We start from the raw sequence: 16,301 nt of genomic DNA on the forward strand, positions 1-16,301 counted from the left end.
TGATAACAATTTACAATATTTCTTGCCATTGGGTTGGGATATAGTATATTGCCCTTCCTGTTCCGGCAGCCAGGGGAGAAGTCTGGCCCGGTCAGCCGATAATTCGAGAAGAAGCATTTACTGATAGAGGTATTGAGATGGCTCACAAAAAAGGTGTAGGTTCCTCCAAGAATGGTCGCGATTCCGGCGGACAGCGACGTGGAACCAAAGTCTACTCCGGCCAGGCAGTGACAGCCGGCGCTATTATCGTTCGCCAGTGTGGTACCCCGATCCGTGCAGGACATAATGTCGGCACCGGCCGTGACTACACGCTGTTTGCCAAAGTAACCGGCGTCGTCAAGTACGAGCGCGTCGGCAAAACCGGCAAGCGAGTTTCGGTATACGAGTAGACCTCGATACGATCTGCAAAATGAACCCACTGGCAACAGTGGGTTTTTTGTTGGGGCAGGTTTCACCTGCACTGGTCCGCTTCGCGTGTTTCGATAGTACGGCAGTTGAGAACGAGAGGGATGGCCTATCTGATTGAACCTACCTTACGCGTGAGCTAACATCCAAGAGGGAGTAGTCTCCCGGCACTTGACATCGCGGGCAAGAAGGGATAGTTTTGCCTATCTGACTATTCACCATGAGGTTGGTATCATGACCAGATCTCTTCTTGGATTACTGATCGCGTTGCTGATGCTGAGTCCGGCATTAGCACAAGTCTCCCCCGATTCTACGCAGCCAGATTCTGTTATCACTCAATCGCAAAGCGATAGTGTCTTGGCACCCGCAATGTCCACCGATAGCTCTGCCACCGCTGACAGTACTTCCGGCGGCGGCATCTTGATGAAGGATGGCCAGCCGCTTTACCCACTTTCGCCAGAGCGTAAAGCGTTACTGAGTGAATATGCCGACATGGTCAACCTGTGGCGCTTTGTCGAGCTGTTTTCGGGATTGTTGATATTGGCAATCATTCTGTTCACCGGTCTCTCCGCGCGAATCCGCGATTGGGCGAAATCGGCCAGACTATCCTATTTCACTATCTGGCTCTATTGCGCGATCCTGCTGGTGGCGATGTCTGTCCTCAGCTTTCCTTTCGATTACTATCGCGACTATCACCTCGAGGTTCAATTCGGGTTCATGAATCAATCGTTTGGAGAGTGGTTCGGCGAACAGTTGATCTCTTTGGCGGTCATGGTCGTGGTGATGCCGATCCCGGTCTGGTTTCTCTATTTCGTGATTCAGCGTTTCAAACGCTGGTGGTTGGCATTTTCAATTGGCGCGTTTCCGATCATGGTGATCTTTGTTGTGATCGCCCCGGTGCTGATCTCGCCTCTCTTCAACCAATTCGAGCCGCTCAAGGACAAACAACTGGAGCAAGAGATCCTGACTCTGGCCAGTAAGGCCGGGATCGAGGGCTCGGATGTCTTTGAGGTTGACGCTTCCAAACAATCCTCCAAGGTGAATGCGTATGTCACGGGGCTACTCAATACCAAGCGGATCGTACTCTATGATACGCTGATCAAGGGATTCACTTACAATGAGATCAAATTCGTCATGGGACATGAGATGGGCCACTACCTGATGAAACATATCTGGTGGGGACTTGGCCTGCTGGTCTTCTATCTGGTGGCGATCCTCTGGCTGACGGAGAAAACGGCGCATGGGCTGATCCAGCGCTGGCGACATACCCTCAGATTTGAACGTCTTTCTGATATCGCATCCCTGCCGTTGCTGATGGCCCTGTTCACGATCTTCAGCTTTTTCCTCCAGCCGATCCAGACGTACGCGAGCCGGTATATGGAACATCAGTCGGACATTTTCGGAATGGACGTCACTGATATTTCCGGCGACGAGGCTGCCTCGGCATTCGATAAGCTGTCGGCCTACAATCTGTCTGATCCTGATCCGCATCCGTTGATAGAGTTCTGGTTTTATGATCATCCGGCGCTTAAATCCCGCATGGCGTTTGTGAAACAGTACCGGATAGATCACCCGGTAGCGGAGCGGTAGTGAATAAGTTTACGAAGGGGAGAGGCGGCCGGCGCGTCCGACTGATTATCATCAGCCTGGCGGTAGTGGCGCTTACTTGTCCATTTCTACACGCCGCTAAACCATCTCCTGCACCCAAGCTGACTGCGATGGAACGAGCGGCCGACCAGCTCCTTGCGTTGCCGCTGGACAGCAGCAATGTTCGGGAGATCTCCAATCGTACAATCACGCAGCGAGATCTGCGGGTTACTCTTGAGACCGGTTGGTTTATATCGTTTCTGCCGCTCGAACTTGATTCCGGCAAGATCTACTTTGGCGGTCTGTTTGTCGGTCATGGCCGGATGGAATACGACCCACCTATCTCAATGGAGCGGCAGCAGCTTCGACGGTTCATGAAGACGGACAGCCTCAATCGGACTTTCGAGCAGATGATGATCGTCCTGGACTCGGGAGAATACCGTCAACTGCTGGTCGACTCAAAATCGGCGATCGGATTGCCTGTCGATTACCGTCCGATCAGGAGAATGTGCCTCAAATATCTCGAAGAACAGTGGGACAGACTATTCACCTTTGGGGCGCTTCGCAGTCTGACGAATCCTCTGAACTCCGACTATTTGCTCCTTCTGACGGAGTTGACTGATGGCGGGCCGGTGCTCTATCAGCATGATCCTTACGACCGGGAGCAGGTCGGTCTCTACAAGCGGGAAATGCAGGTTATCTACCGGAAGGTCTGGCAGACGCTCTGTCAATATGCACTGGAATCCGATACGGTGAAGCTTGATTTCAGTGGCAGACGCAAGTCGAGTCTGGATATCCGCCATTATGACATGGATATGCTGATCAAGCGAAACGGAGAGATGATCTCCGAGGTCACCACCTCGATCAGCTGGGACAGCCTGAGATCGCGAGTCTGCTATTTCTATCTGGATAACGAAATGGAGGTCGATTCTGTCATCGACGCGGAAGGGCGGATTGTCCCTTTCAGGCGGTTTAAAGAGAGCGACGACTACTATGGCCTCTGGCTACTTTTTGACAATCCGCCGGAGCCGAACTCTGAAACCAAACTGACGTTTCACTATCACGGCGATGTTGCGGAAAAGGAACTGGGCATATTCATCGTGGTTGCCGGTTCGGGTTGGTACCCGGTTGCTGATGAATGGCCGGTGGCTACTATAGACCTGAAGATGCGGACCCCCGCGGATTACGATCTGATTGCGCAAGGGATCTTGATTGACAGTCATTCGGTGAAGGACACGTTGTTCAGCCACTGGCAAAGTCGCGGGCCGACAGAGTTATACTCTTTCAATCTGGGGATATTCGAGCAAGAGCAATTCAGCACCGACTATGGTCAGGTGCTGAATGTCTACTTCTGCGATTACCTTCACCGCCCAAGTGGCATTGAGATTCAGCATGTGGTCGATGAGTATCGAAGTAGCTCCCCGCCCGATGCCTGGATCGGCAACAAAGTGAAGCAGGTGGTGAGTGATCTTCGGAGCAGTCTTGAATATTACACTCAGTTGTATGGCCCATTGGATCATGATACGCTGGTTGTCTCGGAGTATATTCAAGACCATAGCACTTCTTATCCGAGCTTTATTCTCCTTGGTTTATTCACCTGGGTCGGGAGCGACATGTGGGGGTATGAACGGCTGCATCGTTCGCACGAAGCTGCGCATCAATGGTTCGGAACTGGAGTCTCGGCGGAGAGCTATCGGGACTATTGGTTGTCGGAAGGGTTTGCAGAATATAGCTCTTATCTTTTCCTGCAGGAAGCCGGCGGAGACGATCGGTTCCTGGATCGGCTGAATGAACATAGGAAAGATATCCTGATGGAGCGCAAACATGCCGGAGCGGTGGCGCTCGGTCCACGGGCATACAATGTCAAGGACAAAGGGAATTACAGTGTGGTCGTGTATGGGCGTGGGGCTTTCATTCTGCACATGCTCCGCAATCTGATGGTCGATTTCGAAACCATGAATGAGGATCGATTCCGCGATCTGATGCGCGACTGGTACACCACATACAAAGGAAAAAAAGCAACCACCCGCGAGTTCCAGACCATGGTCGAGAAGCATATGGGAACCGACATGGGCTGGTTTTTCCGCCAATGGGTATACAACAATTACATTCCGACCTATAAATTCAAACAAAGCATCGCGCCGGATTCGGCCGATGGATTTACTGTGACTTTGAATATCTCTCAGAGCGAAGTTCCGGCTGATTTCAGGATGTACGTGCCGATAGAGATTGAAATGAAATCGGGGGAAAAGCAATACGTACGACTGTTGGTCGATCAACCGGAGAAAGAGTTTGAATTGACTTTTCCGAGCAAACCAAAGAAAATCACTCTTAATCCCCTGATGTCGGTCCTGGCCGACGTCAAGCAATAGCCGCTAAAGCATTGCTGCATAGCTCATTAGCTACTAAAACCAAGTCCCGTATCCGTGTCGGTTAGCTCTTGCCAGTCGAAGCAGGTTGCGTATATTCATAGCCATGTGAAAAACATCACAGCTAAGGAGAACGCAATGGATCATCGGATAGAAACTGACTCGATGGGGGAGATCAAGGTACCATCGGATCGTTACTACGGCGCTCAGACGGCACGCTCTCTCTACCATTTCCGCATCGGTGGCGAACGGATGCCACGTGAATTGATCCGCGCAATGGGAATCCTGAAAAAGGCGGCGGCGATAGTAAATATGGATCTCGGTCTGTTGCCGAAAGAAAAAGGCGACCTGATCGTCAAGGCGGCTGATGAAGTGATCGCCGGGACGCTCGATGACCATTTCCCGCTCGTGATCTGGCAGACAGGATCCGGCACGCAATCCAACATGAATGCCAACGAAGTTATTTCCAATCGGGCGATCGAGATGGCCGGCGGCGTGATGGGTTCAAAAAAGCCGATTCATCCGAATGACGATGTCAACAAAGCGCAGTCATCAAACGACACTTTCCCGACGGCGATGCATATCGCCGCAGTGGAAGAATTGCACCGTCGGTTGATACCGATGGTAACACAACTTCGAAATACTCTGCAGAAGAAATCAGACGAGTTTAAGGATATCATCAAGATCGGGCGCACGCATCTGATGGATGCCACGCCATTGACGCTGGGACAGGAGTTCTCGGGGTACACGGCGGCGCTGACACTCGATCTCGATCGGATAAATGACTCGATGAAGCGGTTGTACCCGCTGGCGCTGGGTGGAACAGCGGTCGGCACCGGTTTGAATACGCATCCGGATTTCGCCGTCAAGTCGGCAAAGTGCATTGCCGAACTGACCGGCAAACCGTTTATCACTGCGCCGAACAAATATGAAGCACTCGCCACTCATGATGCACTTGTGGAGATGCACGGACAACTCAAGACACTCGCCTGTTCGTTAATGAAGATTGCGAACGATATTCGCTGGCTCGCCTCAGGCCCGCGTTCGGGGATCGCTGAAATCGCCATCCCGGAGAACGAACCGGGTTCATCGATCATGCCGGGAAAGGTCAATCCGACCCAGCCGGAGGCGATGACCATGGTCTGCGCGCAAGTGTTCGGCAATGATGTTTCGGTCAATTTCGGTGGTGCATCGGGGAATTTTGAACTGAACGTCTACAAGCCGGTGATCATCTATAATGTGCTGCAGTCGATCCGTCTGCTCGCCGATGCCTGCGAAATGTTCAACGAACATTGTGCCGTCGGGATCGAGCCGCTTCGCGAGAATATCAAGAAGCATCTGCAGAACTCTCTCATGCTGGTGACTGCGCTCAACCCGCATATCGGCTATGACAATGCAGCCAAAGTCGCCAAGAAGGCACACAAAGAGGGGACCACGCTCAAAGAAGCGGCGGTCTCACTTGGTCTGTTGACTGCCGAGGAATTCGATCAGAAAGTTCGGCCCGAACAGATGATCGGTCCGAATATGAAGGCGAAGTAAGCAGAGCGTTCCCGTTTATTCAAAGGACTCATAGCCGGTTTGGCCATGAGTCCTTTTCTTATGGCATCGCTGCTGCCTACTCGTGGCGAAGTACCTCCGATGGATTGATTGAAGCTGTCCGGACGGTATGATAGCTGATGACCGCCAGAGCCAGGACAAGTGCGGAGAGCCCGGAAATGATAAATATCCAGACGGACAACTCGGTCCGATAGGCGAAGCTCTGCAACCACTGGTTAAGAACAAGATAGGCCAGGGGCCAGGCGATCAGATTGGCTACGCCGACCAGCAGCAGGAATTCGCGATTCAGATTCTCCAGCAACTGAGGAAGTGACGCGCCGAGCACCTTGCGGATGCCGACCTCTTTCATGCGGCGTACGGCGCTGAGGCCGGCGAGTCCGAAAAGGCCAAGTGACGCGATGATAATGGCAACCATTGCGCTGTATCCCACGATCTTCATCCACTTCTGTTCTTCGAGATACTGGCGTGCCAGATCCTCGTCGAGGAAAGAGTAATCAAAGCGACTCTGCTCCGAGATCGCAGACCAGGTTGACTCGATCTTGTCAACAGACTCCTTTAGGTCGGCGCCGTCGACTCGTACCAGAATATGGCTGAAGTGCAAGGAGGGATCGGTAGTCAGCATGACCGGTTCGATCGGTTTGTGGAGAGAAACAACATGATAGTCTTTAAGTACTCCGACGATGAGAGGCGGTTGCTCTGAGTCACCGAGAGTATAGCCAGTTAATGGAGCGCCTATCGGATCGGTTAAACCGGCTTTGCGGACAAAGCTCTCATTGACTATAACTGACTGAGTCGGATCGGACGGCATGGCCGGGTCGAAATTCCGCCCCTGAAGCAATTGCATGCCAAGAGTCGGTATATACTCGTGATCGACCGTATATACGAAGGTGCGCAGACTAGTTCCCTGGTAGGGCCACTCAGTCTGTCCCCAGCCTCTGACAAATGACGGATCACACCCGGTGACGCTGAGGACCGATGGTGCATTTGACAACTCTCGGCGCATCCGATTCAGGAGATCGTCACCTGCCATTGTCGGAGGAGATGTGTTCGTGATCACCACGACATGTTCGGAGTTGAATCCCAACTGTTTTGAATTGATGAACCGATATTGCGCAAACATCCCCAACAGACAGATCAGCAAGGCGATCGAGATGCCGTACTGCAGCACCATCAGCCCACGCGGGAGCAGACCACTCTTCAGCAGGCCGGAGCGCTGACGAAATATCGCGGCAGGATGTAAACCGGAGAGCATGAAAGCCGGGACCGCTCCGGAGACCAGACCCAAGATCAACAAGAGGCAAACCGCGATGAAGATAAGAGGAAAGTTGGAGAGCAGGTCGATTGAGAGCGACTTCTCCGCAATCGAATTGAAGACGGGCAGTGCTAACTCGGCAAGGACAAAGCCGGCAACGATGGCACATCCGGAGACAAGCAGTCCTTCGCCGCAAAATTGATTGATCAACTGGCCTCGGACCGCCCCAAATACCTTACGTACAGACACCTCACGCGAGCGAGTGGTAGAGCGGGCCATGGCCAACGTGATAAAGTTGATGCAGGCGAGCAGTAGCACTGCCACCGCAATGCAACCAAGGATATATGAGTACTCACGACGGCTTTCGCCAGTCTCAGGATCGAGGTGCACATCCGAGAGCGGCTGCAAAGAGAGAAGAAACGGGTTCTGACTCAATTCTATTCCGTCAGACGATTCCGCTTCGGCGAGACGTCGCTCGTAAAGCGCCGACATCTGATCTCCAACAGTCACGGGATCTGCTCCGGCGTTAAGCATGAGATAGGTATAAAAATTCCATCCCTTCCAGGTACCGGAGAGATTTGAAGATCGACGCGCCGAGATCATCGGAGCGACGACATCCATCTTGATAGAGGTATTGGGCGGAAAATCGTTCAGGATGCCGGTAACCTGATGCCGTTTGGGGGGAGCATCGTACAGTGAAATGTCGATATAGCGGCCGATCGCATCCTCCGTGCCAAAATACTTGATTGCCGCCTTCCGGGAGAGTACGACTGCGGTTGGTTCAGCCAGTGCCCGGCGGGGATCTCCGGCCGCCAGTGTGAAGGAGAAAATGTCGAAGATCGAAGAATCGGTATAGGTCAGTTCATCTTTGAATGCGTGGTTGTCTACCAGGATAGTCGCCTTACCCGCCGGACGCAAACGAATCGAATTTGCGATGGTCGGAATCTCCTCTTTCACCGCCTGAGCCAGTGGGCCCGGCATATACGGCGTCTTCCCTTCGTTCAGCTCAAAGTGCTGCATATTTGGCTTGGGAGAGCGAATGACACGATAGATACGATCCTGATTGGCGTGGAATCGATCGAAAGTAAGCTCATCCTGCACGAACAGGAAGATCAGGAGACAGGCGGCAACTCCAATAGAGAGCCCAAGAATGTTGATAAAGCTATACAGCGGATTCCGTCGAAGGTTGCGCCAGCCAATGGTCAAATAGTGCGTCAGCATAGATGCCTCAATCACGCCTGGACTATCCGTCCGTCAAGAAGGTTGATGATTCGATTACCATATGATGCATTTTTGTCCGAATGGGTCACCTGGATGATGGTGGTTCCTTCGGCATTCAGTTTGGAGAACAGCGCCATGATCTCCGCACCCTGTGCGGAGTTCAAGTTACCTGTCGGTTCGTCGGCCAGGATGATCCTGGGACTGGTGATCACCGCTCGCGCAATGCCGACCAGTTGTTGCTGCCCTCCGGAGAGCTGTGATGGGAAGAGGTCTTTCTTGCCGACGATCTGAAAGCGATCGAGCGTATCCGCGACGAGCGCTTTTCGTTCAGCTTTGCCGACACCTTGATAGAGCAGCGGTGTCTCCAGATTTTCAGCGACGGTCAACTCGTCTATTAGATGATAACTCTGAAACACGAATCCGATCTGCTGCTTAAAAATGCTCGAGCGTTCTTTCTCCGAGAGGCGAGTAACGGTCTGTCCGAGGAGATGGTAGTCGCCATCGTCCGGTTCATCAAGAAGACCGACAATATGCAGCAGGGTAGACTTTCCGGCGCCTGAGGGCCCCATGATCGAGACAAACTCACCGGCGCGGATATCAAGATCGATCCCCTGAAGGACAAAGACCTTCCCCGCCCCGGAATTGAAGTATCGATAGATGCCGCGCAAAGCGATGACTGGTTCCGAATTCTGTTCCTGACTCACACCTATTTCCTTTGACTCTGTTTATTCATAACGAAGAGAATCGACCGGGTTGGCCTGGGCGGCCCTGACGGCCTGGACAAGGACTGTGAGTAACACGATGGTTACTGTCAGAATGCCGGCAAGTAGGAACGGCAGGAGAGACGGATCAAGGTGATAGGCAAAGCCGCTCAACCAATGTCTGGTCGCGAAATAGGCGGCTGGCCAGGCGATCAGATTGCCGATGATAGCTAACTTGAGAAACTCCGAACTCATCAAGGTGACGATCTGTTGCGAACTGGCTCCTAGTACCTTGCGGACAGAGATCTCTTTCCGTCGACGGGCGACAGCCAGGGCAGTCAAGCCAAACGTCCCAAAGCAGGCGATCAGTACCGCCAGTACTGCGGCCATCCCGATTATCTTCCACCAACGCTGTTCAAAGCGATACTGCGCATCAATGTGGTCATCCATGAACTGAAATTCGAACGGGAAATTGGGGGCGACGGCCTGCCATGCTTTTCGAATGGACTCAATGGTTGCTGGAATTCGCTCAGGGCTGATGCGGAGATAGGCGAAGCGGACTTCTGCACCCCAGCCTTGCGGATCAGCGAATGGGATCACTACCGGCTCAATCGGTTCGCTGAGGGATCGGAAGTTGAAGTCATTGACCACGCCAATAACGCGGCCGTTGTTTATTCCCGGGACGCGCTGGCCGATCGCCGAGCTCCATTTAAGCCGACGGACCAGGGTTTCATTGACCAGGAGCGGTTCAAGAGAATCAGCGGAAACGTTGCCGGTAAAATTGGAACCCTCAATTATGGTCAACCCCATCGTTTTGACGAAATGCTCATCGGCGGGATTCGCATAAACGACGAAGATCGTCGAATCAGGGAGATAATCACCATTAGCCATGCCGGTACCATCAAAACTGCGGCTGGCCGCGCTGATCGACCGGACCGAGGGATTGCCGGAGAGCTGATTGCGGAGCAACTGAACAGTCTTGAGTTTCTCTTCGCCGGTTCCACCGAGTTTGACCAAGAGCAGGTGCTCTTTGTCGAATCCGATCGGAATCGACTGCAAATATTCGATCTGATTCGACATAACGAAGGTCGAAACGATCAATGCGATGGAAAGCCCGAATTGGAAGACCACCAATGTTCGGGTGACGGCGCCAGTTGTGAGAAACGCGGCCTTACCTTTGACCGAATCACGGAGTCTTGCCCGAGCCAGTACGATGGCGGGATAACCACCGGCCACCAGCCCGGTGAATGTCACCAGTAGCAGGATGGAGAGAATGGTAGTCGCGTCCATCCAAATCGAAGGGGAGATCTGTTTGCCGGAAAGCTCATTGAAAGCCGGGAGCAGCAGTTCGGCGGTGACGAATGCGATCAAGGTGGCAATCAAGCATAACAGGATCGCCTCTCCAAGGAACCGTCCGATCACTTGATCAGAACGTGCTCCCAGTACTTTGCGAATCCCCACCTCTTTGGTGCGAGTCTGAGAACGTCCGATCGCAAGCGTCATGAAGTTGATGCAGGCGAGCAACAAAACCAGTAAGGCAAGACCAGCCAGGATGAAGGAGTAGAGTGGTCTGCTGGCATTGGGCGGTGCATTATCAATGGCGTGATCAAAATGCATGTCGGCGATCGGCTGGAGGCCGAAGAGGATCTTCAACTTGCCGTCGGCATCGACCGGCAGGGTGAGCGCCAGCGCCTCCAGCTTGGCGTTGACATCGGTAACTGAAACACCGTCACGCAGCAGAACATATGTGGTTGGCCAGGTCAGATTCCAGCCGAATTTGAATACGCCCTCATATAATGAGAAGAGCTTGCGGAGCGGGATGACCAGATCAAATTGCTGCGACGAATTGCCGGGGGCATTCCGGCATACCCCCGTCACTTCGTACAACTCCTGTTTCCCGCGTATGGAGATGGTGATGATCTTGCCGACCGGCCTTGCATCGCCGAAGTACTTGGTTGCCAGCTTCTCGGTGAGCACTACTGAGTTTGGATTCTGCAGCGCGGTGGCAGGATCACCGTCGATCAGCGGGAAGCTGAAGGTCGAGAAGAATTGCGAATCAGCGAAAAAGACCGGCTCGCGGAAATTGTGGCGGTCATACTGAACGATCGCTTCCGGAAGGTCCGCTGTGGCGACCGTGGCGGCAATATCGGGGAGTTGTTCCCGGAGGATCGGCGCAAGGACGAATGCGGTGCCGGCGGAGCGCTGTATTCTGCCGTTCTCCTGCGGGATCAGGTAGTTGATTCGGAAGAGTCGGTCACTGTTTGAATGAAATCGATCATACGACCGTTCATGCTTAACATAGGCGAGCGCCAACAAGGCAACGGTCAGAGCGACGGCCAGCCCAATGACATTGATCGCGGCGTATAGCCGTTCGCGCCGAAGGCTGCGGATTGCGACGAGGAAATAATTACGCAGCATACGTTGACTTGCCTTCTACTCGCATCTCAACGAGTCAACAGGGTTAGAGGTCGAAGCCCGGAGGGAATGATAACTGACTGTTACAAGCGCAATCAGAAGACCCAGCAATCCAGCGGCCAGAAAGATCAGGGGATGAAGTGCCTCACGGTAGGCGAAATCCTCCAGCCAGCGATTCATCGCGTAGTAGGCGAGGGGCCAGGCCAGGAGGCAGGCAATCGCCACCAGCCAGATAGCTTCATGCCACAGGAGACCGAGAATATTCAGCGACGTGGCCCCCAGTACTTTTCGTACGCCGATCTCTTTGGTTCGGCGGACCACAGAAATAGCCGCCAATCCAAAAAGCCCGAGACTGGAGATGATCAGCACCAGGATCGATGCATAACTGACTATTTGGCCCAATCGACGGTCATTTCTGTACTGACTCTCGATAGCGGCATCCAGAAACGTTGGTTCGCAAGGGCGGTCGCCCGCGGCTAATTTCCATGCCTTCTCAAGTCGCTGTATGCGCTCAGTCAATGCGCCCGGAGTGAACCGCACAAGTAGGCGATTGTGCCCCGGAGCTTCAGTGCTGGCATCCTCGACCAATCTGAGGATATTTCCCGCCCGCATGGTGAGGATGAGCGGTTCGATCTTCTGGTGGAGCGAGGCATAGTGGAAATCCTTGACCACACCGATGATCTTGTTCGGCGAGAGTGAGCCCGGAAGCGGCTTGCCGATCGGATCGGTGATGCCGAATGCCTGAACAAATGCTTCGTTCACGAGCGCCGCATCCAGTGTATCCGAAGGAGTCTCTACCGAGAAATTCCGCCCCTGCAGAATGTCGATGCTCATGGCGGGAAGGAATTCCTTATCGACGCGATTGAGGCTCGCCCAGCGATAATCGCCGGGTTGAACAAACCAGCCAATATTGTACCAAGGTTCGCCAAGAGAATTCAGAGCAAACGATATTTCGACCGCGTCGCCGGATTGGACCAGCGACTGGCGAAGTCGTTCAGCGATCCGTTTGCTTCCATCGAATGCAAGATTGGTTGGTATCGTTACAATATGCTCGCGTTCGTAGCCCATCGGTCTGTTTTGCAGAAAATGAAATTGGCGCGACATCGTGAATGTGCATGCTACGAGTCCGATCGCCAGGCTGAACTGGACGATCACTAGTGCCTGCCGCAAACGGTTGCTTCGCTGAATCGACATCTTTCCCTTAAGTACCTGCGCCGGTTGGAAGCGGGCAAGGATCAGGGCGGGGTAGTTGCCGCCGATGATGCTGACAATTGAGAGGAGTGCGGCCGCCGCAGCCATGGTCATCAGATCAAATCGCAGCGCCAGATCTTTCCCGGCGATAGAATTGAAGACAGGGAGAGTGAATTCTGCGATTACTATTGCCACCAGGAGCGAGATCAGACTGAGGACAATCGTTTCACCCCAGAACTGTTTGAGAAGCTGAAATCTCCCTGCGCCGGCCACTTTACGGATGCCGACTTCTTTTGCGCGGCCGGCAGCTCTGGCCACAGCCAACGTCACAAAATTTATGCACCCGATCGAGAGGATGGCGAGGGCGATCCCTCCTAGAATGTAGGAATAGGCAGGGTTGCTGGTCGGTTGGATCCCAGGTGGGAACTCGGTGTTTAAATGGATGTCGGTGATCGGTTGAAAACGTTCGGTGACCTGACCCTCGACATACTTGTCACCTGCTATCTTCTTCACCATCGCCGGGACTTTAGCCTCCAATTGTTCAGGAGTGACGCCTGGTTTGGTGAGCAAATAAGTCTCCGCCCAGACATCGGTCCAGCTACTGCGCAGCGATTCCCGCCAGAGCTTATGGCAGTTGGACATGGGAATGAGAATATCAAACTGAATACTCGATGCTGATGGCGTGTTAGCCGTCACTCCTGTGACGGTGAATTCTTCGAATATGGAATCGAGTTTGATCGTGAAGCTCTGTCCGAGGGGATTTTGCTCCCCAAAGTATTTCTCGCTGATCCGTGCGCTGATCACGACGTTGTTCGGAGAGGCGAGAGCGGTTAGTTCATCTCCCTGTACCAAAGGAAAGGTGAAAACCCTGAAGAAGCCACTGTCAACCAGATGGTACGGCTCGGAGAAGGAATGCCCTCCTCGTTTGACGATATCGGTCACTTTGGCGACGCGAACAGCCTCTTCAATCTCCGGATATGAATCGGTCAGCGCCTGTGCCAGTGGGAACGGTGTCGAAGTACTGAAGTACTCCCGGCCCTCGTAATTTTCAACCTGAGCAGCGCGGAAGATCCTCTCGGCGTTGTGATGAAACTTGTCGAATCCATATTCGTCGTTGATGAACAGGAAGATCAGCAGACAGGCAGCCATCCCAATACTCAGTCCGGCAATATTGATACACGTGTATAGTCGCTGTTTTCCGAGTGAACGGATCGCTATAGTCAAATAGTGGCGCAACATTGGTTCATTTCACCTTTCACTCATATCGTAGCGATTGCACGGGATTGGTCATTGCGGCCCGGATAGTCTGGAACGCCACCGTTGCGGCGACCAGCACAAGAGAGATCAATGTTACGGTCACAAAGGACCACCAAGGGACAGATGTCCGATAGACAAATCGCTCGAGCCACTGCTGACTCAGGAGATAGCCAATGGGCCACGCGACCAGATTGGCGATAGCGAGCCAGACCGCATACTCACGGGCGTGCAACGTCAGGATATCTGCAATACTGGCGCCGAAAACTTTGCGAACTCCAACTTCCTTGGTGCGACGTTGAATGCTGAACGCGGCCAGTCCATAGAGACCAAGGCAGGCAAGAACGATGGCGAGCGATGCAAACAGGGAGACGGTGCGTTGCATCTGAACTTCGTCACGATAGAGTCGGTCGTATGTATCGTCAAAGAAAATCGGATTAAACTCCCCTGACGGTACGACTTTGCGACAGATATCATCGATCGCCGGGGTCGTCTGCTTGATGACATCCGGTTTGATGCGGACAGCCAACTGCTGCTGTCGATCCGCTCGAGGATAGAGTACCAGTGGCCCGATCTCAGTACGGAGCGAAGCATGGGGGAAATCCTGCACCACGCCGACAACGGATACCTTTTCGACACCGAGGTCGATAGTTTTGCCGATCGGATCGGTCCACCCGATCTTACGGACCGCTGTCTCGTTGATCAGGCAAACGCCGGTCTCACCTTCACGAAGGTCTCGCCCGGAACTGATATTGATCCCAAACGTACGGACAAACTGGTGGTCTATTACATTCTCATCGAAAAGGATCTCCATGTCCGGCGGTTGGTCCTCCCATCCATATGTGGAGGAGGCTTGGATATTATTTGGTGTCTGCTGATATCCGGTTGCCGACAGGACGCCGGGGAGTCTCTCGATCTCTTTGCGCAAGGTTTCGGCGTGATCGCGAGTTTCGGACCCGCGCAAAGGTATGAGCAGGATCTGCTCGTCATGTCCCCCCAAAGATTTCGTCATGGTGAACTGTTGCTGACGAAGTATCACCAATGTGATCAGGATCATGACAATTGATATCGAAAATTGCAGGACGACCAGCGCGGCGCGAATACGACCTCCGCGCAGCCGATTCTCGCGGATGGATGCGATCGGGCGCGATCGCACCACCGCCAGCGCCAAATAACCTCCGACCAAAGTTGAAACCAGGAGCCATGAGACAATCAACCCAAGGCCGCTCGGTAGAGAAAGAAGGTCTGCTCGAGTCAGCGTCGTGCCCAACGCCTGGCGAAGGAAGGGGAAGGCAAGCTCAACCCAGACGATCGCCAGCAGCGCGGCACAGCCCACTGTCAATGCAGTTTCGCCCAATAGCTGAATCCGCAGTTGTGTCAGGCTGGCGCCAAGGCAGCTTCGGAGGCCAACCTCTTTTGACCTGAGGAAAGTCTGGACGGTTGCCAGGTTGACAAAATTGAGACAGGCAATTATGACCACTAGTAAGGCAGCCAAGCCATAGATGAAAAGGCGACGGGTGTCGGTGGTGACGCTGTTATCGGCAACCAGATCGGAGGTCAGGTGAATGTCGGTCAGCGACTGGAGAAAGAGGCGGGTGGAGTTCTCTTCCCCGCGGTACTTGTAAAGTATGCTGTCGATCCGGGATGCGAGCACAGAGCGGTCGATATTCGGGCGCATCAGGACATAGGTTGAGAACGAATTGCGCCACCATTCCTCGCGATCGGCCTCTGTCCAGGTATCGGAGATCGTTTGAAGTGACACCAGGAGTCGTACTTGCAGATGGCTGGCGGGAGATTGCCTGGCGAGTACGCCGGTCACGGTAAGATCATACTTGTTGTCAACACGAACAGTCTTACCTACCGGATTCTCTGCCCCGAATAATTTCGTGGCTGTCTCAGATGACAGTACAGCGGTGTTTTTCTGCTTGAGAGCGGTGGCAGGATCACCCTGGGCCAGAGGATAAGAAAAGAAGTCAAAGAACGTGCTTTCGGCGTAGATCGGTCCCTCAGAAAAGCGATTCTGTCCGTAGCCAAGATTGAGATAATCACCGTAATAGAGCCGGAGGGTTGATTCTATCTCGGGAAAGTCCCGGACGAGAGCGGGCGCCAGAGGGAACGGAGTTACCGCAACGCGAATGTCGCCGGATGGATATTGTTGCGTCTCAATGATACGAGCAATTCGTTCCGACTTAGCATGAAAGCGGTCATAGCTGTACTCATGCCGAATGACCGCAAAAACCATGATGGCACAGGCAAATACCAGCGAGAGCCCGAGCATGTTTATCCCGGCGAATGCTCGTTGCCTGGCAATTTGTCGAAAAGCGACTCGGAGGTAATGTCCAATCATCT

9 protein-coding genes are annotated in these 16,301 nt (G+C 53.4%); 4 read left to right on the plus strand and 5 right to left on the minus strand.

Annotated features, from left to right (window positions below; genetic code table 11):
* The first annotated feature begins 137 nt into the window (after positions 1-137).
* From rpmA to fumC, 4 genes are all read left to right on the plus strand, one after another.
* Positions 138-389 carry a 50S ribosomal protein L27 gene (gene rpmA / locus IPH75_09065; protein ID MBK7142216.1) on the plus strand — a complete coding sequence of 84 codons (252 nt, stop codon included), beginning with the start codon at positions 138-140 and terminating at the stop codon, positions 387-389.
* A 250-nt stretch (positions 390-639) separates the two neighbouring features.
* Positions 640-1,995: a M48 family metallopeptidase gene (locus IPH75_09070; protein MBK7142217.1), complete on the plus strand. Its 1,356-nt coding sequence runs from the start codon at positions 640-642 to the stop codon at positions 1,993-1,995.
* Positions 1,995-4,364 carry a hypothetical protein gene (locus IPH75_09075; GenBank protein ID MBK7142218.1) on the plus strand — a complete coding sequence of 790 codons (2,370 nt, stop codon included), beginning with the start codon at positions 1,995-1,997 and terminating at the stop codon, positions 4,362-4,364. Before IPH75_09070 ends, IPH75_09075 begins: the two co-directional genes overlap by 1 nt.
* Before the next feature lie 135 nt (positions 4,365-4,499).
* Positions 4,500-5,900, plus strand: a complete 1,401-nt coding sequence (gene fumC, locus IPH75_09080; protein MBK7142219.1) for a class II fumarate hydratase — start codon at positions 4,500-4,502, stop codon at positions 5,898-5,900.
* 76 nt (positions 5,901-5,976) lie between these two features.
* Here fumC and IPH75_09085 read toward each other — a convergent pair whose 3' ends face one another.
* From IPH75_09085 to IPH75_09105, 5 genes are read right to left on the minus strand one after another with little or no spacing between them, the layout of a single operon-like run.
* Positions 5,977-8,406 carry an ABC transporter permease gene (locus IPH75_09085; protein ID MBK7142220.1) on the minus strand — a complete coding sequence of 810 codons (2,430 nt, stop codon included), beginning with the start codon at positions 8,404-8,406 and terminating at the stop codon, positions 5,977-5,979.
* Entirely contained in the window at positions 8,403-9,095 is a 693-nt protein-coding gene (locus IPH75_09090) for an ABC transporter ATP-binding protein (protein MBK7142221.1), read from the minus strand. Before IPH75_09090 ends, IPH75_09085 begins: the two co-directional genes overlap by 4 nt.
* A gap of 21 nt (positions 9,096-9,116) precedes the next feature.
* The gene (locus IPH75_09095; GenBank protein MBK7142222.1) at positions 9,117-11,510 is read right to left on the minus strand and encodes an ABC transporter permease; all 2,394 of its coding nucleotides are present in this window, start codon (positions 11,508-11,510) and stop codon (positions 9,117-9,119) included.
* Between the two features lie 15 nt (positions 11,511-11,525).
* Positions 11,526-13,937 carry an ABC transporter permease gene (locus IPH75_09100; protein ID MBK7142223.1) on the minus strand — a complete coding sequence of 804 codons (2,412 nt, stop codon included), beginning with the start codon at positions 13,935-13,937 and terminating at the stop codon, positions 11,526-11,528.
* A 16-nt stretch (positions 13,938-13,953) separates the two neighbouring features.
* Complete coding sequence (locus IPH75_09105; protein ID MBK7142224.1) at positions 13,954-16,299, minus strand: ABC transporter permease; 2,346 nt, start codon at positions 16,297-16,299, stop codon at positions 13,954-13,956.
* Between the last annotated feature and the right edge of the window lie 2 nt (positions 16,300-16,301).

Source organism: bacterium (assembly GCA_016708025.1).
Lineage (GTDB): Bacteria > Zixibacteria > MSB-5A5 > GN15 > FEB-12 > FEB-12.

Excerpts from the sequence above, each read along its gene's own strand:
- IPH75_09095 (MBK7142222.1), bottom strand. The coding sequence starts at position 11,510 with ATGCTGCGTAATTATTTCCTCGTCGCAATCCGCAGCCTTCGGCGCGAA.
- fumC (MBK7142219.1), top strand. The coding sequence starts at position 4,500 with ATGGATCATCGGATAGAAACTGACTCGATGGGGGAGATCAAGGTACCA.
- IPH75_09105 (MBK7142224.1), bottom strand. The coding sequence starts at position 16,299 with ATGATTGGACATTACCTCCGAGTCGCTTTTCGACAAATTGCCAGGCAA.
- IPH75_09070 (MBK7142217.1), top strand. The coding sequence starts at position 640 with ATGACCAGATCTCTTCTTGGATTACTGATCGCGTTGCTGATGCTGAGT.
- rpmA (MBK7142216.1), top strand. The coding sequence starts at position 138 with ATGGCTCACAAAAAAGGTGTAGGTTCCTCCAAGAATGGTCGCGATTCC.
- IPH75_09100 (MBK7142223.1), bottom strand. The coding sequence starts at position 13,937 with ATGTTGCGCCACTATTTGACTATAGCGATCCGTTCACTCGGAAAACAG.